Here is a 17,957-nt window from a genome sequence, read left to right as displayed (position 1 = left end):
CGGAATGGTGACGTACGAGGAAGATGTGCCGCATTCCGAAGAAGACGTGCCGTACTACGAAGACGTGATGCCGGGCAGCGGCTGTCTGCCGCCCGGTGCCCGGCTGCCCGGGTCGGACGCCGCCCGGCTGTCGCTCGGCGGGACCTGGCGGTTCCGGCTGTCGCCGACCGCGGCCACCGAGGACGCGAGCTTCGCCCGCCCCGAGTACGACGACTCGGCATGGGAGGAGCTGCGGGTGCCGGGCCACTGGGTCCTCCAGGGGCACGGTGCTCCGGTGTACACGAACACCGGGTATCCGTTCCCTGTGGACCCGCCCCGGGTGCCGGAGGAGAATCCCACCGGCGACCACCGGTACGCGTTCGACCTCCCGGCCGACTGGCCGGCGGGCTCCGCCGTGCTCCACTTCGGGGGCGTCGAGTCCTGTGCCCGGGTGTGGCTGAACGGCAGCGAGCTGGGTCACTTCAAGGGCAGCAGGCTGCCGCACGAGTTCGAGGCGGGCTCCTTGCTGCGGCCCGGGCGCAACGTCCTGGCCGTCCGCGTCCACCAGTGGTCGTCCGGCAGCTACCTTGAGGACCAGGACCAGTGGTGGTTGCCGGGCGTCTTCCGCGAAGTGGAGCTGCGGCACCGCCCTGAGGGCGCGGTGCGGGACGCCTTCGTGCACGCCGGGTACGACCACCGCACCGGGCAGGGCACGCTGCGGGTGGACAGCGACCCGGCGGGGCGGGTGACCGTACCGGAGCTGGGCCTGGACCTGGCGACCGGGGAGAGCGCGACGGTGCCGGTCGAGCCGTGGACGGCGGAGACGCCCCGGCTGTACGACGCGGAGCTGGCCACCTCCGGGGAGCGCGTGCCGCTGCGCATCGGGTTCCGCACGGTCGTCGTCGAGGACGGGCTGCTGAAGGTCAACGGGCGGCCGATTCTGCTGCGCGGCGTCAACCGGCACGAGTTCGATCCGGTCCACGGGCGCGCGGTGGGAGCGGACGTCATGCGGCGCGATCTGCTGCTGATGAAGCAGCACAACATCAACGCCGTGCGCACCAGCCACTATCCGCCCGACCCGGCCTTCCTGGCGCTCTGCGACGAGCTGGGGCTGTGGGTGGTCGACGAGTGCGATCTGGAGACGCACGGCTTCGCACAGCAGGACTGGCGGGGCAATCCCGTCGACGACGAGCGCTGGACGCCGGCGCTGCTGGACCGGGCCCGCCGGATGGTCGAGCGCGACAAGAACCACCCGTCCGTGATCCTGTGGTCGCTCGGCAACGAGTGCGGCACCGGACGCGGGCTGTCCGCGATGGCCGCGTGGATGCGGGAGCGCGATCCGTCCCGGCCGCTGCACTACGAGGGCGACCCGAGTTGCGCCGACACCGACGTCTACTCCCGGATGTACGCGGATCACGCCGAGGTCGAACGGATCGGGCGGCGTACGGAGGAGCCGCTCCCGGACGCCACTCTGGATGCCCGGCGCCGCGGCCTGCCCTTCGTGTTGTGCGAGTACGCGCACGCCATGGGGAACGGGCCCGGCGGGCTGAGCGAGTACCAGCGGCTGTTCGAGACCTACGAGCGCTGCCAGGGCGGCTTCGTGTGGGAGTGGATCGACCACGGGCTGCGGCAGTACACCGCGGACGGCGTCCGGTACCACGCGTACGGCGGGGACTTCGGCGAGGAGCTGCACGACGGCAACTTCGTGTGCGACGGGCTGGTCTTCCCAGAGCGCGCGCCCTCCCCCGGGCTGATCGAGTACAAGAAGGTCATCGAGCCGGTCCGCTTCGAGGCGGCCGGTCCGGACGGCGCCCCCGGGGCGGTGCGCGTCACCAATCTGCACGACTTCGCCGACCTCTCCGCGCTCGCCTTCCCGTGGAGTTACGAGGTCGAGGGCCGGCCGATCGCGGAGGGAACCCTCACGGTGCCGCCGCTGCTGCCCGGCGAGAGCGCCGAGGTGAAGCTTCCCGCGCCGCCCGAGGACGCCCCGAGGGACGGCGAGGCGCTGTGGACCGTACGGGCGGTGCTGGCCGAGGACGCCGCCTGGGCCGAGGCCGGGCACGAGGTCGCGTGGGGACAGCTGCCGGCCGCGCCGCTTCCGGTGCCGCGGCCGTGGACGCCGAGCGCGGCCCCGCGCCGGGGCACGGACCGGCCCCTCACGCTCGGTCCGGGCGTCTTCGACGCCACGACCGGGGCCCTCGGCCGCCTCGGCGGCTTCCCCGTGACCGGCCCGCGGCTGGACGTCTGGCGGGCGCCCACGGACAACGACGAGGGCGCGCCCTGGCAGCCGGGGCAGCGCTGCGGGCCCGAGTGGCGGCGGATCGGCCTGCACCGGATGCGGCACCGTACGGACATGGTGGCGGCGGAGGGGGACGCGCTGGTCGTCCGTACCAGGGTGGCGCCGGCCGCCACGAGTCTGGGCTTCGCCGTGGTGCACCGCTGGACCTCGGACGGGGCGGCGCTGCGACTGGAGGTGGCGGTGACGCCCGAGGGCGACTGGCCGGTGCCGCTGCCGCGGCTGGGGGTACGGATGGGCCTGGACGGCGATCTGGGCGCCGTTCGGTGGTTCGGCGGCGGTCCGGGCGAGGCGTATCCGGACACGTCCGCAGCGGCCCGCGTGGGCCACTGGTCGCTGCCCGTCGACGCGCTCCAGACCCCGTACGTACGGCCGCAGGAGAACGGCGCGCGGATCGGTGTGCGGTGGGCCGAGCTGACGCGTCCGGACGGGACGGGGCTGCGTATCGAAGGAGAGCCGGACTACTTCTTCACCGCGCGGCGCTGGACCTCCGAGGAGCTGGACGCCGCCCGGCACACGCCGGATCTGGTGGCCGGTGACCGGGTGTGGCTGAACCTGGATCATGCGCAGCACGGGATCGGCAGCGGGTCGTGCGGCCCGGGCGTGCTCCCGCAGTACCGCCTCGAAGCCGCTCCCGCCGCGTTCGCCTTCACCTTCCGGCTGCTGGAATGACAGGCTTCAGGGCATGAGCACTTCCTCCCCCTCGTTCGCGGAAGCCCTGGTCCGCGGCCCCGTCGTCCTCGACGGCGGGCTGTCCAATCAGCTGGAGTCGGCCGGGCACGACCTCAGCGACGAGCTGTGGTCGGCCCGGCTGCTCGCCGAGCAGCCGGAGGCGATCACCGCCGCGCACCGGGCGTACTACGAAGCAGGCGCCCAGGTCGCCATCACGTCCAGCTACCAGGCCACCTTCGAGGGCTTCGCGCACCGCGGCATCGGCCGTGAGGAGGCGGCCGGGCTGCTGCGCCGCAGCGTGGAGCTGGCCCGGGAGGCCGCCGGGCTCGCCATGAAGGACGGCGTGCCGGGGCCGCTCTACGTGGCGGCCTCCGCCGGCCCGTACGGCGCGATGCTCGCGGACGGCTCCGAGTACCGCGGCCGCTACGGCCTGAGCGTCGCCGAGCTGGAGCGGTTCCACCGACCGCGGCTTGAGGTGCTGGCGGCGGCGGAACCCGATGTGTTCGCGCTGGAGACGGTGCCGGACGCCGAGGAGGGGCAGGCCCTGGTGCGCGCGGTGCGCGGCCTCGGAGTGCCGGCGTGGCTGTCGTACAGCATCGAGGGCGACCGGACGCGGGCCGGGCAGCCGCTCGCGGAGGCGTTCGCGCTCGCCTCCGAGGCGGAGGAGATCGTGGCCGTCGGGGTCAACTGCTGCGTACCGGAGGACGCGGACGCGGCGGTGGAGCTGGCGGCGCGGGTGACCGGCAAGCCGGTCGTGGTCTATCCGAACAGCGGTGAGGAGTGGGACGCGCAGGCACGCGCCTGGCGCGGGCGGGCGACGTTCACTCCGGAGCGGGTGACGGCGTGGACGGCGGGTGGCGCGCGCCTCATCGGTGGCTGCTGCCGCGTGGGCCCCGACTCCGTCTCCGCCCTCGCCGGTCTCGTCTCGCCCTGACTCCCCTCTGATGTGCTGCGGCCCCGCCCCGTAAGTGGCGGGGCCGTTTCGTGCGTGTGACGGATCAAGGTCGTTATGCAGACGCAACCCCCACGGCGGAGACAGCGGACACGGCCGGTGGCAGGATCCATCCCAACTCGCCGTCGGCAGGTCACTGTTGATTTTCAACGCTTCCCTGGAGGACCGGTGTCAGCTCGCTCGTCGCTGCCTGTCATAGCCGTCGTCGCGGCCGTCGCCCTGGCGGCCGGCTGCACCAGCACGAAGTCCGAGGGGAACCAGGGTTCCGGGTTGCAGCTGGTGTCCAAGGGGTTGCTCAAGACCTGCACGCACCTGCCGTACCCGCCCTTCCAGGTGAAGAAGGGCAACAAGATCGTCGGATTCGACGTGGACCTCATGGACCTGGTGGCCAAGGACCTGAAGGTCCAGCAGGAGATCGTCAACACGCCCTTCGAAGGCATCGAGACCGGCCAGGACTTCAATATTCGCAAGTGCGACCTGGCCGCGGCGGGCATGACGATCACGCCGGAGCGCAAGAAGGTCATGGACTTCTCCGATCCGTACTTCAACGCCACCCAGGCGCTGATCACGAAGAAGGGCAAGCCCTACAAGAAGGTCGAGGACCTCAAGGGCCGCAAGCTCGGCTACCAGAAGGCCACCACCGGCGGCATCTACGCCAAGAAGCACGCGGGCAAGGACGTGGACCTCGTGGAGTACGAGGACCTCGGTCTGCTGCTGACCGCCGTGAAGACCGGCAAGGTGGACGCCGGCATCAACGACAACGGTGCGCTGTTCGACTACGTCAAGTCCAACCCCGACACCGAGGTGACCGCGGAGTTCGACACGGGTGAGCACTACGGCATCGGCATGGGCAAGGGCAACGACGCGCTGCGCAAGCAGATCAACGCCGCTCTGAAGAAGGCCAAGGCCGACGGCAGCTACGACAGGATCTACAAGAAGTGGTTCGGCACCACGCCGCAGAGCTGACCCGCGCCGTCCACCCCTGAGGAGCTCTGCACGCATGTCGCTGTCCAAACGGCAACGGACCCGGGTGATCCGTGGGTCGCAGTACGCCCTGCTGGCCGCCATCGTGGTGGTCGTCGCGCTGGTCGCCGACTGGGGACAGCTGCGGCGGGCGTTCTTCGACGTCGGCATCGCGCGTCAGCTGTTCCCCGACATCCTCACCACCGCGCTGGTCAACACGGTCCTCTACACGCTGCTCGGCTTCGGTTTCGGGCTGCTGCTCGGGCTGCTCCTGGCGCTGATGCGGCTGTCGTCGGTGCCCCCGTACCGCTGGATCGCCGTCACGTACATCGAGTTCTTCCGTGGCGTGCCCGCCCTTCTGGTCTTCATCGCGCTCGGCTTCGGTGTGCCGCTCGCCTTCGAAGTGGCGCTGGACCAGTACGTCACCGTGATGCTCTCCCTGGGGCTCGTCGGCGCCGCCTACATGGCGGAGACCATCAGGGCGGGCATCCTGGCCGTGCCCAAGGGGCAGTCGGAGGCGGCCCGTTCGCTCGGCATGTCGCACGGCCGGGCGATGGTCTCCATCGTCATCCCGCAGGCGTTCCGCATCGTCCTGCCGCCGCTGACCAATGAGCTGATCCTGCTGACCAAGGACTCCTCGCTGGTGTACCTCCTGGGGCTCTCGCTCGGCCAGTACGAGCTGGCCAACTTCGGCCGGGACGCGCTCAACGAGTACAAGAGCCTGACGCCGATCCTGGTCGCGGGCCTGCTCTATCTCGTGATCACCCTCCCGCTCGGGCATCTCGTCCGGCGGCTCGAGGCCCGAACGGCGAAGGCCAGGTGACCGGCATGACGACCGACAGAACGACGACGGGCGGGGCGCCGGTGGCCGGGGACGCGACCGCGATCCAGGTCACCGGGCTGCACAAGTCCTTCGGCGACCTCGAAGTGCTCAAGGGCATCGACTTCACGGTGCGGAGCGGCGAGGTGGTGTGCGTCATCGGGCCGTCCGGCTCGGGCAAGTCGACGTTGCTGCGCTGCGTGAACCTCCTGGAGGAGCCGACCTCGGGGACGGTCACGGTGGCCGGTACCGAGGTCACCGGCCCGGACGTGGACATCGACCGGGTGCGGCGCCGGATCGGGATGGTCTTCCAGTCCTTCAACCTCTTCCCGCACCTGACCGCCCTGGAGAACCTGACGATCGCCCAGCGGCGGGTGCTGCGCCGGGACAAGGCCGGGGCGGAGCGGACCGCGCGGGCGAACCTGGCGCGCGTCGGGCTGAGCGACAAGGAGCGCTCCTACCCGGCGCAGCTCTCCGGGGGCCAGCAGCAGCGGGTGGCGATCGCCCGCGCCCTGTCCATGGACCCCGAGCTGATGCTCTTCGATGAGCCGACCTCGGCGCTGGACCCGGAGCTGGTGGGCGACGTGCTCGCCGTCATGCGGTCGCTGGCCGACGAGGGCATGACGATGCTGGTCGTCACGCACGAGATGAGCTTCGCCCGGGAGGTCGCCGACCGGGTGGTCTTCATGGACGGCGGAGTGATCGTCGAGGAGGGCCCGCCGGACCGGGTGGTGGGCGCCCCGCAGCACGAGCGCACCCGCACCTTCCTGGCGCGCGTACTGGACCCGGCGGCGGCGGAGGTCGGCGAGGTGGCCGACACGGGCCCCGGGGGCAAGCGCGTGGACCGGTAAGCCGTACGGAGCACACAGAGGGGCGGGGCGGCGTGGAGATGCGCGCCGTCCGCCGGGGGTCGACCACCCGCTCTCGGGGCATGGTGAGCGGTGATCGGTCTTCCCCCAGGCTCAGGAGCCGCCGGTGTTCGTCGACATGCCCCTCGAAGACCTGCGCACCTACCGTCCCGAAAGGCCAGAGCCGGCCGGCTTCGACGTCTTCTGGCAGCGCACTCTCCAAGAGACGCGCGCCTGCCCGCTCGACGCCCGCTTCGCCCCGGTCGACGTGGGCCTGGACCTGCTGGACACCTACGACGTGGAGTTCTCCGGCTTCGGCGGGCACCGCATCCGCGGCTGGTTCCTGCTGCCGCGCGGCGCGGGGCGGCCGCTGCCGTGCGTCGTGCGGTACCTCGGCTACGGGGGCGGGCGCAGCCTGCCGCACGACTGGCTGCTCTGGCCGGCCGCCGGGTACGCCACCCTCGTGATGGACCCGCGCGGCCAGACCGGGCCCAACCGGCCCGGCGACACCCCCGACCCGGTCGGATCCGCCAACCCGTCCGTCGGCGGGATGATGACGCGTGGGGTGCTCGACCCCGACGCGTACTACTTCCGCCGGCTCTACACGGACGCCGTACGGGCCGTGGAGGCCGCCCGCGAGCACGCCGGGGTGGACCCGGACCGCATCGTCGTGGAGGGCAACAGCCAGGGCGGCGCGCAGGCGCTGGCGGTGGCGGGGCTGGTGCCAGGGCTCGCGGCGGCGCTGGTCCGGGTGCCGTTCATGGCGCACATCCGGCGCGCCGTCGAGGTGGCCGAGGCCGGCCCGTACACCGAACTGGCCGCGTACTTCGCCGGGGAGCGGCTGCACATCGATGCCGCGCTGGACACCCTGGACCACTTCGACGGGCTGAACTTCGCCGCCCGCGCCGAGGCTCCCGCCCTCTTCGGTACGGGCCTGACGGACACCATCACGCCGGCCTCCACCGGCTTCGCCGCGTATCACCACTACGCGGGACCGAAGGACCTTCGGGTGTGGCGGTTCAACGGCCACGAGGGCGGCGGGGTGCACCATCAGGCGGACGAGATCCTGTTCGTACGGGAGCTGCTCGCGTGACGGGGTGTCAGCGGGCCGCGTATCTGAGGGCGGGAACCGGGCACGTGGAGGGCAGGAACCGGGCACATGAGTGAGGAGTGGTGATGGGCGCGTGGGGAGCGGGGCCGCTCGTGGCCGGCGTGGACAGTTCCACGCAGTCCACGAAGGTGTTGATCGTGGACGCGGCGACGGGAGAGGTGGCGGCACGCGGCCAGGCGCCGCACACCGTCTCCGCCGGGCCCGGCAAGGAGAGCGACCCCGAGGAGTGGTGGGAGGCGCTGGGACGGGCGCTGGCGGCCTGTGGTGACCCCGCCAGGCAGGCGTCCGCGGTCTCCGTGGCGGGCCAGCAGCACGGGCTGGTCACCCTGGACGCGGCCGGCCGCCCGGTGCGCCCCGCGCTGCTGTGGAACGACGTGCGGCCGGCGCCGCAGAGCCGCCGCCTCATCGAGGAGCTGGGCGGCCCCGAGGCGTGGGCCGCGCGGGCGGGCAGCCTGCCCGGGCCGTCGTTCACGGTGGCCAAGTGGGCGTGGCTGCGGGCGCAGGAGCCGGCGGCGGCTCAGGCGGCCGCAGCGGTGCGGCTGCCGCACGACTACGTGACCGAGCGGCTGACGGGCGAGGCCGTCACCGACCGCGGCGACGCCTCGGGGACGGGCTGGTGGTCCTCGGCCACCGAGTCCTACGACGCGGAGGTCCTCGAGCACGTGGGGCTGCGTACGGAGATGCTGCCGCGAGTGGCGCGCCCCGGAGAGGCGGCCGGGACCGTGCGCCCCGAAGGGCTGCCGCTGCCCCATGGGGCGCTGGTCGCGGCCGGTACGGGGGACAACATGGCGGCGGCGCTGGGACTCGGGCTGCGCCCGGGGCGCCCGGTCATCAGCCTCGGCACCTCGGGGACGGTGTACGCGGTGACCACCCGGCGCCCGGCCGACCCGACGGGCACGGTCGCGGGCTTCGCGGACGCGCGCGGCGACTGGCTGCCGCTGGCCTGCACCCTGAACTGCACGCTCGCGGTGGACCGGGTGGCGGCGCTGCTCGGCCTGGACCGGGAGACCGTGGAGCCGGGCGGCTCGGCGGTGGTGCTGCCGTTCCTGGACGGCGAGCGCACGCCGAACCTCCCTCAGGCCACGGGCCTGCTCCACGGGCTGCGGCACGACACCACGGGCGGGCAGGTGCTGCAGGCCGCCTATGACGGCGCGGTGTTCGCGCTGCTGCGGGCGCTGGACCTGGTGGCGGGGCCGGAGACCGCGGCGGACGAGCCGCTGCTGCTCATCGGCGGCGGGGCACGCGGGCGGGCCTGGCGGGACACCGTACGGCGGCTGTCCGGGCGGGCCGTCATCGTGCCGCGGGAAGGGGAACTGGTGGCGCTGGGCGCTGCGGCGCAGGCGGCGGGGCTGCTGCTGGGCGAGGATCCGGCGGCGGTGGCGCGGCGCTGGGGGACGGACCGGGGCGAGCGCTACGAGGCGGTGGAGCGGGACGCGGCAGCGTGGGAGCGGCTGACGGGGACCCTCACGGCGGCGGGCCCGCTCTTCGGGGCGTGAGGCCCGCCGTTCGGGTCGTGAGGTCCGCCCTTCGGGGTCTCCGCGGCGGTCCGCCTCTGGGCGGCGTCCCGCGGCGCCCTTCAGGGTGAGCACCCGGGCGGGCCCCGTAAGCGCCGTCGTGCGCCCCGCGCGGCATTCCCCCGGGCTCGCGCGTTCCGTGCGCCCGAAGAGCTAGCTGTTCCGCTGAGCCTATCCACTCAATTCCCTTTCTACGCCACTCATTTGAGGGATTGTGCGGATAAAATCAGTGCGACTACCTTCTCTGTTCGGCGGATAGGCCGATTTCAACTTCTTCCAGAGATGGGTGGGGCAGCTGTGACGGTTCCGGAAGAAACTCTCTCCGACACCGGAGGCGAAAGCCAAAATACGAACCTGACCAGTCTGGCCACGACCGCGGCGCGCAATCTTGCGACCACCACCAAGACGCAGCCGCAGATGCAGAACATCACCTCCCGGTGGCTGCTGCGCCTGCTGCCCTGGGTGCAGGTGTCCGGCGGCACGTACCGGGTGAACCGCCGCCTGACGTACACCGTCGGCGACGGCCATATCGACTTCGCCGCGGACGGCGGCGAACTGCGCGTCATCCCCGACGAGCTGCGCGAGCTGCCCGCACTGCGGGATTTCACCGACACGGAGGTCCTCAGCGCGCTCGCCGAGCGCTTCGAGAGCCAGGAGTACGCGGCGGGCGAGGTGATCGCCGAGGCGGGCGCGCGGGCCGACCGGGTCGTGCTGATCGCGCACGGCAGGGTGGACCGGATCGGCACGGGCAAGTACGGCGACGAGGCCACGCTCGGCGCGCTGGCCGGCGGCGACCATCTCGGTGACAAGGCGCTCACCACACCGGAGCCGACCTGGGAGTTCACCTACCGTGCCGTGACGCGGGTGACCGTACTGACGCTCGCCGCGAGCGCGCTCGGCGAGGTCACGGGCCGCTCGGAGGCGCTGCGGACGCATCTTGAGGCGGTGCGGGACGAGGCCCCGGCCCCGCACAACGAGAGCGGCGAGGCGGCGCTGGAGATCGCCTCAGGGCACCACGGCGAGCCGGTCCTCGGCAGTACGTTCGTGGACTACGAGCTGGCGCCGCGGGAGTACGAACTGAGCGTCGCGCAGACCGTGCTGCGCACCCACACCCGCGTCGGCGACCTGTACAACGACCCGATGAACCAGGTCGAGGAGCAGCTGCGGCTGACCATCGAGGCGCTGCGCGAGCGGCAAGAGCACGAGATGATCAACAACCGCGAGTTCGGCCTGCTGCACAACGCCGACCCGCGCCAGCGCATCCCCACTCGCAGCGGCCCGCCCACCCCCGACGACCTGGACGAACTGCTCGCGCGGGTATGGAAGGAGCCGTCCTTCCTGCTGGCACACCCCAAGGCCATCACGGCCATCGGTCGCGAGTGCAGCAAGCGTGGCCTGTATCCGACGGCCGTGGACTTCATGGGCCACTCGCTGCCGTCCTGGCGCGGCGTGCCGCTGTTCCCCTGCAGCAAGATCCCGATCAGCGAGGACGGCACCAGCTCCGTCCTCGTGATGCGCACCGGCGAGGAGCGCCAGGGTGTCGTCGGGCTGCACCAGACCGGAATTCCCGATGAATACCAGCCAAGCCTGTCGGTCCGTTTTATGGGCGTCGACGACAAGGCCGTTCTGAACTACCTCGTGAGCGCCTACTACTCCGCGGCCGTCCTGGTCCCGGACGCACTCGGAATTCTCGACGATGTGGCGATCGGCTACTGAACCGCGAATTCCAGCCACGACCGCGGCAATTCAAGCCGCAGCGTGACGCACATCACCGGGGGACCTCTGCCGAATGGCGCCCGGCCCCGCAGGCCGGGCCTTCGGCCGCACGTTTCACACTGGCACAGGAATAGGTGAGCATCTCCATGACCACTTCGCTCGACCCGACGTCCGGCCTCGGCGACTCCGCGAACGACCAGGCCCGGTCGAGCCTCGCCACGGCGGCGGCACGGAATCTGGCGACCACCACGAAGACCGTGCCGCAGATGCAGGGGATCTCCTCCCGCTGGCTGCTGCGCATCCTGCCCTGGGCGGAGGTCTCCGGCGGCACGTACCGGGTGAACCGCCGGCTCACCCACACCCTCGGCGACGGCCGGGTGGAGTTCACCAGCACCGGCAGCGAGGTTCGCGTCATCCCCGTCGAGCTGCGCGAACTGGCGCCGCTGCGCGGGCTGACCGACCAGGCGGCGCTGGAGGCGCTGGCCGGTCGCTTCGAGCAGCAGGACTTCGCACCGGGCGACGTGCTCGCCGAGCGCGGCGGCTCCACCGACCGGGTGCTGCTGATCGCCCACGGCAAGCTGGAGCGGGTGGGGCAGGGCAAGTACGGCGACGACACCGTGCTCGGTGTGCTCGCCGACGGCGACCACGTGGGCGCCACGGCCCTGCTGTCCGGGGACGGCACCTGGGAGCACACCGTCCGCGCCGTCACCCGGGGCACGGCGCTGGTACTGCCCCGCTCCGCCTACGAAGAGGTGGCCGGCCGGTCCGAGGCGCTGCGCAGCCACATCGAGCAGTTCCGCGCCGCACTGATCCCCGCGCAGAACAAGCACGGCGAGGCGGCCATCGATGTGGCGTCCGGCCACGTCGGCGAGCCGCAGCTGCCGGGCACGTACGTGGACTACGAGCTGGCGCCGCGGGAGTACGAACTGAGCGTCGCGCAGACCGTGCTGAAGATCCACAGCCGGGTCGCCGATCTGTACAACGACCCGATGAACCAGCTGGACCAGCAGCTGCGGCTGACGGTCGAGGCGCTGCGCGAGCGGCAAGAGCACGAGATGATCAACAACAAGGAGTTCGGCCTGCTGCACAACGCCGATCTCAAGCAGCGCATCCACACCCGCTCCGGCCCGCCCACCCCGGACGACCTGGACGAGCTGATCGCGCGTCGCCGCAAGACCCAGTTCCTGCTGGCGCACCCGCGCACCATCGCGGCCATCGGCCGGGAGTGGAACGCCCGCGGCATCTACCCGACGGGCGTCGAGTTCGGCGGCCAGGAGGTCCGGGCCTGGCGCGGCATCCCGCTGCTGCCCTGCAACAAGATCCCGATCAACCCGGACCAGACCAGCTCGATCCTGGCCATGCGTGTCGGCCAGGAGAACCAGGGCGTGGTGGGTCTGCACCAGACGGGCATTCCGGACGAGTACCAGCCCGGCCTGTCGGTGCGCTTCATGGGCATCAATGAGCAGGCGATCATCAAGTACCTGGTCAGCGCGTACTTCTCGGCCGCCGTGCTGGTGCCGGACGCGCTGGGCATCCTGGAGGACGTCGAGATCGGGCACTGAGGGGCCCGCCGGTCCCTGCGGAGCGTGCAGCGCCGCGGGGACCGGTCCCCGCTCCGTAGGCGCTCTTCCGCCTCCCCCGTCCCGTGCCTACTCTCAGGGGAATGGGGGACACGGGGAGACATGAGACGCGGCTGCGCCGCGATGCGGTGGGGCTGCGGGAGATCCTCTTCCAGAGCGTGACGGCGATGGCCCCTGCGGCGGCCATCGCCGCGTCCATTCCGGCGGGCGCCGCCTTCGCGGGCGGCAGCCTGCCGCTGTCCGTGCTGATCGCGCTGGTGGCCTGCCTGTTCACGGCCTCCTCGGTGGCGGAGCTGGCCCACCGGATGCCGGCCGCGGGATCGGTGGCCACGTACAGCGCGCAGGGCCTGCACCCGGCGATCGGCTTCCTGGTGGCCTGGGGCTATGTCTTCGTCGAGGCGCTGGTGCCGGCCCTGCTCCTGCTCCAGCTGGGCTTCACGGTCGCGGGCACGCTGCACCAGGAGTGGGCCGCGTATCCGGCGGACCTGTGGTGGCCGTGGGTGCTGGCGGGCGCGGTGATCATCGCGTTGGCGGGCTACCGCGGCATTCGCGCCTCCGCCCGCCTCGGCACCGTCCTCGGCCTCTTCGAGGTCCTGGTCTTCCTGGTGTTCGCGGCGCTGCTGATCATCGGGGCCGGTGACGCCAACACCCTGAGCGTCTTCGGTACGTCGCACACGCCGGACGCGTACGGCGGCGTCGGCGGGGTGATCGCGGGCTCGGTCTACACGGTACTGGCGTTCGCCGGGTTCGAGGCGGCGGCGCCGCTGGCCGAGGAGGCCAAAGACCCGCGCCGCAACATGCGTCGCGCGGTCCTGGGCGCCGCGCTCTCCATCGGCCTCGTCTACCTGATCACCACGTACGCCATGGCGGTGTTCTACGGGCCCGACGCCTTCGCGAAGTTCTCCGCCTCCGGGCCGGGCTCCTGGGACGGCGTGGCGCGCGCCTCCTTCGGGGCGTTCTGGATCCTGGTCTTCCTGGCGGTGGCCAACTCCACCGTGGCCAACGCCAACGCCTGCGCGAACGTCTCGACGCGTACGGCCTTCGCGCTGGGCCGCATCGGCAGCTTCCCGCGCGCCTTCGCCCGGCTGCACCCGGTCCGCCGCTCCCCCGTGTACGGCGTGCTCGCGCAGTTCGTCATCGCGCTGGCGGCGGCGCTGGGGCTGGGCTTCGCGTACGACCCGGTGACCGCGTTCGTACTGCTGGCCACGGTCATCGTGACGGTCGTGATCTCCGTCTACATCGTCACCAACCTGGCCTGCGTGGGGTATTTCCTGCGGCGCCGGCGCGCGGAGTTCAGGTGGCTGCGCCATCTGCTCTTCCCACTGCTCGGCATCGCCGCGTTCGTGCCTGCGCTGCTCACCGCCGCCGGGCTGCCGGTGTTCTTCTTCGTCAGCGAGCTCACCGCGCCGGTCTCGTACGCGGGGCCCATCGTCGGCGGCTGGATGGCGCTGGGGGCCGTGGCCCTCGCCGTCCTGTGGCGCCGGCATCCGGACCGGATCGCGGCGACCGGACATGTCCACCTCGATGAGGAGCCCGTATGACCGACCCGCGGATCTGCACCGTCCGGCCCGGACCCGAGGACTACGCCTGGACCTTCGGGGGCGCCGCGCCGGTGGCCAGGGTGGCGCCCGGCACCGTTCTGGACGTCTTCACCGAGGACTGCTTCGGCGGCCGGGTGCGCTCGGACAAGGACCTGGTGTCCGAGGTCTGCGAGTTCCCCTTCCTCAACCCGCAGACCGGGCCGTTCTACGTGGAGGGGGCGGAGCCGGGCGACACGCTGGCGGTGCACTTCGTGTCGATCACGCCGCGCCGGGACTGGGCCGCGTCCTCGACGGTGCCGCTGTTCGGCGCGCTGACCTCGACGCACGCGACGGCCTCGCTGCAGCCTCCGCTGCCCGAGGCGGTGTGGATCTGGGAGCTGGACCGGGAGCGCGGGCTGTGCCGGTTCAGCGCGCGGGACAGCGACCTGACGCTGGACCTGCCGATGGACCCGATGCACGGCACGGTGGGCGTGGCGCCCGCGAACCTGGAGGTGCGCTCGGCGCTCGTACCGGACGCGCACGGCGGCAACATGGACACGCCCGAGATGCGCGCGGGCGTCACCTGCTACCTCGGCGTCAACGTCGAGGGCGCGCTGCTCAGTCTGGGTGACGGGCACGCGCGTCAGGGCGAGGGCGAGACGTGCGGCGTGGCCGTGGAGACGGCGATGCACACCGTGGCGGTCGTGGAGCTGCTCAAGGGAGTGGCGACGCCCTGGCCGCGGCTGGAGTCCGACACGCACCTCATCTCCACCGGTTCGGCCCGCCCCTTGGAGGACGCCTTCCGCATCTCGCAGCTGGACCTGGTGCAGTGGCTGGCGCGCGACTTCGGGCTGAGCGAACTGGACGCCTACCAGGTCGTCACGCAGGCCGTGGAGGCGCCGCTCGCCAACGTCTGCGACAGCAACTACACCTGCGTGGCCAAGCTGCGGAAGGAGTGGCTGCCGGCGGCGACGGTGTACGGCGGGCTGCATGCGGAGTTGCGGGAGCGGGCCGCGCAACTGCGCTGAGCGGGGCGGGAGTACCGTCCAGAAGATTTTCCGCCGTTCTTGGTCGAGCCATGAGCGGACCGGGCAGAACGTTGGCAGAGGCCGTGCGGTTCCGGACGATGGCGGGACCGCATGCGCCTTTCGTCACGCCGCGGCCCGCAGGCCGTGGCAGGTTCGCGAGCATCCCCCTCCCCCCATGAACACCGGCAGGAGATCGCATGCAGCACGACATCCCCCGGCCGTCCCGCCGCCGCCTGCTCACCGGAGCAGCGGCGGCGGCCGCCGCCCTCGTCCCCCTCGGCACCGGCCTGGCGCAGGCCGCCCCCCACCGCTCCCGCGCCGCCGCCTACCCGGACATCCACTGGACCCCCGCCGCTGCCGCCAACTACACCGCGGCGAACCGCCCGGCGCAGTACGGCATCGACATGGTGATCATCCATGTCACGCAGGAGACGTACGCCGACACGGTCAAGATCTTCCAGAACCCCGACGCCCAGGTCTCCGCGCACTACTGCGTGCGCTCGGCAGACGGGTACATCGGCCAGTTCGTCCGCGAGGACGACGTCGCCTGGCACGCGGGCAACTGGAGCTACAACACCCGCAGCGTCGGCATCGAGCACGAGGGCTGGGTGGACCAGCCGAAGTGGTTCACGGACGCCATGTACGAGCAGTCCGCGCAGCTCACGGCCGCGGTCTGCGCACGGTACGGCATACCGAGAGACCGCAAGCACATCATCGGCCACGTCGAGGTGCCCGGGACCGACCACACGGACCCGGGCCCTTACTGGGACTGGGCGCGCTACATGAGCCTGGTGAAGGCCGCCTCCTGAGGGGCGGGCGGCCGCCGTTCCCCCGGGGCGGCGGCCGCCAGCAGAGCGGCGCGCACCGGTACCACGGCGCTTCTGCGTGTGCTCGGCCCGCCAGTGGTGTACTTCGTTGGCCCAAGGAACAGTCGGCGTGACAACTGGGGTGATCGTGAAGCAGCGATTCGGTCGTGTCCGCGCGGTACTGACGGTTCTGCTGGCGGCCGGTGCACTGGCCGGCGGAGGGGTGGCGGGCGGCGGGAGCGCCGCCGTCTCGGCGGACGTGCTCCGTAAGGGCCGGGCGGCCCCGGCGGCGTCCGGGGTGACGTACACACAGTTCTCGATGGCGGTGCCGCGCGGCACCGTACGCGGTCACCTGCTGACCGTGGACCTGGCGAGACCGGACGTCTCGGTCGATCTGCTGTACGCGGGCGCGGTCGGCGCCCGCAAGGCGGTGTCCGCGATGGCCGACGCGCAGGGCGCGGTGGCCGGGGTCAACGGGGACTTCTTCAACATAACGGAGGGTCAGCACCCGGGTGTCGAGCCGACGGGCGCGTCCGACGGGCCCGCGATCGCGTCCGGGCGGTGGCTGAAGTCGGCGGTGCCGGACGGGCAGCGGTTCGGGCCCGCGTTACCGCCCGGCACGACGGCCGAGGACGTCATCGCGGTGGGGCCGGACCGGCGGGCCCGGCTGGACCGGCTGTCGCTGCGCGGCTCGGTGGCCACGCCGGACGGCCGGCTGCCGCTGCGCGGGCTGAACCTGTACGCGCTGCCGGTCGACGGCATCGGCGCGTACACCCCGGAGTGGGGCACCACCTCACGGGTGCGCGCCACGTGCGGCACGGACACCGACCGGGCGGCGCCGTGCAGTGCGGACACCACCGAGGTCACGGTGCGCGGCGGCCGGGTCGAGAAGGTCGCGGACGCGCCGGGGCGCGGCGGCGTGCCCGAGGGCTCGACGGTACTGGTCGGGCGCGAGGAGGGCGCGCGGCAGCTGCGGAAGCTGTCGGTGGGCGAGCGGGTGCGCGTCACCGACCGGCTGGTGGGGCAGCGGCCGGGTCCCGCGCGGTTCGCGGTGGGCGGCTTCCCGGTCCTGCGGGACGGTGCGCCGCTGCCGGGCCTGGACACGGTCGCGTCGGCGGTCCGTACCGCGGCGGGCGTCGGCGGGAACGGGCGGGTGCTGTATCTGCTGGCGCTGGACGGCACGAAGGGGAACGCCGGGCTGACGATCGACGAACTCGCCGGGCTGATGACGCGGATCGGCGCCCGGGACGCGGTGAACCTGGACGGCGGCGGGTCCTCGACGCTGGTCCTGCGCGATCCGGGGAGCGGCGCGGCGACCGTACGCAACCATCCTTCGGGCGGCGCGGAGCGACCGGTGCCGAACGGGATCGGGGTCTTCGCGCGGCAGCCGTGAGGGGCCCTGGGAGGGCCGTATCGGGCCCTGGGGGCCCTGGCGGGCCCTGGGGCGCTCCTCTCAGGGTCGTACGCTGCTGACGAGGTCCGCGGCGCCGGAGAGGCCGTTGCTGATGTCGGGCGCGAGACTGCTGCCGGCGAGGAAGAAGCCGAGGAGCACGCACACGAGGGCGTGCGAGAGCTTCAGCTGTCCGCTGCGCAGAAAGACGACGGCCAGCACGACGAGCAGCAGGACGACTGAGATCGAAATAGCCATGGCGAACCTCCCTCGATGGCCCGAACGGGCCGTCACCGGCGCCAGTTTGGCGTATTTCGCGGCCTTGACCCGCCTATCAGGCGTCCGCCGAACGGGTGATCACTGCGGGTCACCGGACGGCTGCCGGGGTCGCCGCGTACCACTGCCGCGCCGACCGCCGCGTACCGCTCAGGACGCCTGCTGCGCCAGCGTCTCCCACCCCACCGTGCGGTCGCACCACCGTTCGAGCAGTACCCGGTCGTGGCCGACGGCCAGGAGGCCGGCCCCGGACTCCGCGCGGTACTCCTCCACCACCGCGACCAGCGCGGCCGTCGTGGAGGCGTCCAGCATCGCGGTCATCTCGTCGCAGATCAGCCAGCGTGGCCGCAGGATCAGCGCGCGGGCGAGGCAGGCACGCTGCAGCTGGCCGTCGCTGACCTCGTGCGGGCGGCGGCCGAGCAGTTCGGCGCCGAGGCCGACGCGCGGTACCAGCTCCGCGAGCCGCTCGGCCGCCTCGCCGCGGCG

General features: G+C 72.3%; 15 protein-coding genes. 13 read left to right on the top strand and 2 right to left on the bottom strand.

What is annotated here, in order from left to right:
• Nucleotides 1-4: 4 nt before the first annotated feature.
• The 13 genes from ABT381_RS06645 (at nucleotide 5) to ABT381_RS06585 (ending at nucleotide 17,198) form a co-directional block, all read left to right on the top strand.
• A complete protein-coding gene (locus tag ABT381_RS06645) occupies nucleotides 5-2,947 on the top strand; it encodes a glycoside hydrolase family 2 TIM barrel-domain containing protein (protein WP_467754437.1) in 2,943 nt (980 codons plus the stop codon).
• A gap of 13 nt (nucleotides 2,948-2,960) precedes the next feature.
• Nucleotides 2,961-3,881, top strand: coding sequence for a homocysteine S-methyltransferase (gene mmuM / locus ABT381_RS06640; RefSeq protein ID WP_351588694.1), 921 nt, complete (start codon nucleotides 2,961-2,963; stop codon nucleotides 3,879-3,881).
• 186 nt (nucleotides 3,882-4,067) lie between these two features.
• Complete coding sequence (locus tag ABT381_RS06635) at nucleotides 4,068-4,865, top strand: basic amino acid ABC transporter substrate-binding protein (RefSeq protein ID WP_351588691.1); 798 nt, start codon at nucleotides 4,068-4,070, stop codon at nucleotides 4,863-4,865.
• A 34-nt stretch (nucleotides 4,866-4,899) separates the two neighbouring features.
• Nucleotides 4,900-5,685: an amino acid ABC transporter permease gene (locus ABT381_RS06630; protein ID WP_351588688.1), complete on the top strand. Its 786-nt coding sequence runs from the start codon at nucleotides 4,900-4,902 to the stop codon at nucleotides 5,683-5,685.
• Between the two features lie 5 nt (nucleotides 5,686-5,690).
• Nucleotides 5,691-6,533 carry an amino acid ABC transporter ATP-binding protein gene (locus ABT381_RS06625; protein ID WP_351588685.1) on the top strand — a complete coding sequence of 281 codons (843 nt, stop codon included), beginning with the start codon at nucleotides 5,691-5,693 and terminating at the stop codon, nucleotides 6,531-6,533.
• Between the two features lie 124 nt (nucleotides 6,534-6,657).
• Nucleotides 6,658-7,623, top strand: a complete 966-nt coding sequence (locus ABT381_RS06620) for an acetylxylan esterase (protein WP_351588682.1) — start codon at nucleotides 6,658-6,660, stop codon at nucleotides 7,621-7,623.
• Between the two features lie 83 nt (nucleotides 7,624-7,706).
• Nucleotides 7,707-9,137, top strand: coding sequence for a xylulokinase (gene xylB / locus ABT381_RS06615; RefSeq protein ID WP_351588679.1), 1,431 nt, complete (start codon nucleotides 7,707-7,709; stop codon nucleotides 9,135-9,137).
• Nucleotides 9,138-9,437: 300 nt separating this feature from the next.
• Nucleotides 9,438-10,871, top strand: coding sequence for a family 2B encapsulin nanocompartment shell protein (locus ABT381_RS06610; protein ID WP_351588676.1), 1,434 nt, complete (start codon nucleotides 9,438-9,440; stop codon nucleotides 10,869-10,871).
• A gap of 146 nt (nucleotides 10,872-11,017) precedes the next feature.
• On the top strand, nucleotides 11,018-12,433 hold the full coding sequence (locus ABT381_RS06605) for a family 2B encapsulin nanocompartment shell protein (RefSeq protein WP_351588673.1): 1,416 nt from the start codon (nucleotides 11,018-11,020) through the stop codon (nucleotides 12,431-12,433).
• Between the two features lie 101 nt (nucleotides 12,434-12,534).
• Nucleotides 12,535-13,992: an APC family permease gene (locus ABT381_RS06600; protein ID WP_351588670.1), complete on the top strand. Its 1,458-nt coding sequence runs from the start codon at nucleotides 12,535-12,537 to the stop codon at nucleotides 13,990-13,992.
• Nucleotides 13,989-14,999 (top strand): acetamidase/formamidase family protein, encoded by a 1,011-nt coding sequence (locus ABT381_RS06595; RefSeq protein ID WP_351588667.1) that lies wholly within the window; start codon nucleotides 13,989-13,991, stop codon nucleotides 14,997-14,999. The genes ABT381_RS06600 and ABT381_RS06595 overlap by 4 nt, the downstream gene beginning before the upstream one ends.
• A gap of 197 nt (nucleotides 15,000-15,196) precedes the next feature.
• Nucleotides 15,197-15,808, top strand: coding sequence for an N-acetylmuramoyl-L-alanine amidase (locus tag ABT381_RS06590; protein ID WP_351588665.1), 612 nt, complete (start codon nucleotides 15,197-15,199; stop codon nucleotides 15,806-15,808).
• A 127-nt stretch (nucleotides 15,809-15,935) separates the two neighbouring features.
• Entirely contained in the window at nucleotides 15,936-17,198 is a 1,263-nt protein-coding gene (locus ABT381_RS06585; RefSeq protein WP_351588662.1) for a phosphodiester glycosidase family protein, read from the top strand.
• A gap of 60 nt (nucleotides 17,199-17,258) precedes the next feature.
• Here the strand turns inward: ABT381_RS06585 and ABT381_RS06580 are convergent, their stop codons facing one another.
• The gene (locus tag ABT381_RS06580) at nucleotides 17,259-17,453 is read right to left on the bottom strand and encodes a hypothetical protein (protein ID WP_351588659.1); all 195 of its coding nucleotides are present in this window, start codon (nucleotides 17,451-17,453) and stop codon (nucleotides 17,259-17,261) included.
• Nucleotides 17,454-17,621: 168 nt separating this feature from the next.
• Nucleotides 17,622-17,957, bottom strand: a 336-nt coding sequence (locus ABT381_RS06575) for an ATP-binding cassette domain-containing protein (RefSeq protein WP_351588656.1), incomplete at its 5' end; no start/stop codon positions are given.

The sequence above is a fragment of the Streptomyces sp. NPDC000151 genome, assembly GCF_040301705.1.
Lineage (GTDB): Bacteria > Actinomycetota > Actinomycetes > Streptomycetales > Streptomycetaceae > Streptomyces.
Note: the sequence above shows the minus strand (reverse complement) of the source record. Positions and strands in the feature narration are given on the sequence as shown.

Coding starts and splice junctions, on each gene's coding strand:
- ABT381_RS06645 (WP_467754437.1), top strand. CDS start 5: ATGGTGACGTACGAGGAAGATGTGCCGCATTCCGAAGAAGACGTGCCG.
- mmuM (WP_351588694.1), top strand. CDS start 2,961: ATGAGCACTTCCTCCCCCTCGTTCGCGGAAGCCCTGGTCCGCGGCCCC.
- ABT381_RS06630 (WP_351588688.1), top strand. CDS start 4,900: ATGTCGCTGTCCAAACGGCAACGGACCCGGGTGATCCGTGGGTCGCAG.
- ABT381_RS06625 (WP_351588685.1), top strand. CDS start 5,691: ATGACGACCGACAGAACGACGACGGGCGGGGCGCCGGTGGCCGGGGAC.
- xylB (WP_351588679.1), top strand. CDS start 7,707: ATGGGCGCGTGGGGAGCGGGGCCGCTCGTGGCCGGCGTGGACAGTTCC.
- ABT381_RS06610 (WP_351588676.1), top strand. CDS start 9,438: ATGGGTGGGGCAGCTGTGACGGTTCCGGAAGAAACTCTCTCCGACACC.
- ABT381_RS06605 (WP_351588673.1), top strand. CDS start 11,018: ATGACCACTTCGCTCGACCCGACGTCCGGCCTCGGCGACTCCGCGAAC.
- ABT381_RS06600 (WP_351588670.1), top strand. CDS start 12,535: ATGGGGGACACGGGGAGACATGAGACGCGGCTGCGCCGCGATGCGGTG.
- ABT381_RS06595 (WP_351588667.1), top strand. CDS start 13,989: ATGACCGACCCGCGGATCTGCACCGTCCGGCCCGGACCCGAGGACTAC.
- ABT381_RS06590 (WP_351588665.1), top strand. CDS start 15,197: ATGCAGCACGACATCCCCCGGCCGTCCCGCCGCCGCCTGCTCACCGGA.
- ABT381_RS06580 (WP_351588659.1), bottom strand. CDS start 17,453: ATGGCTATTTCGATCTCAGTCGTCCTGCTGCTCGTCGTGCTGGCCGTC.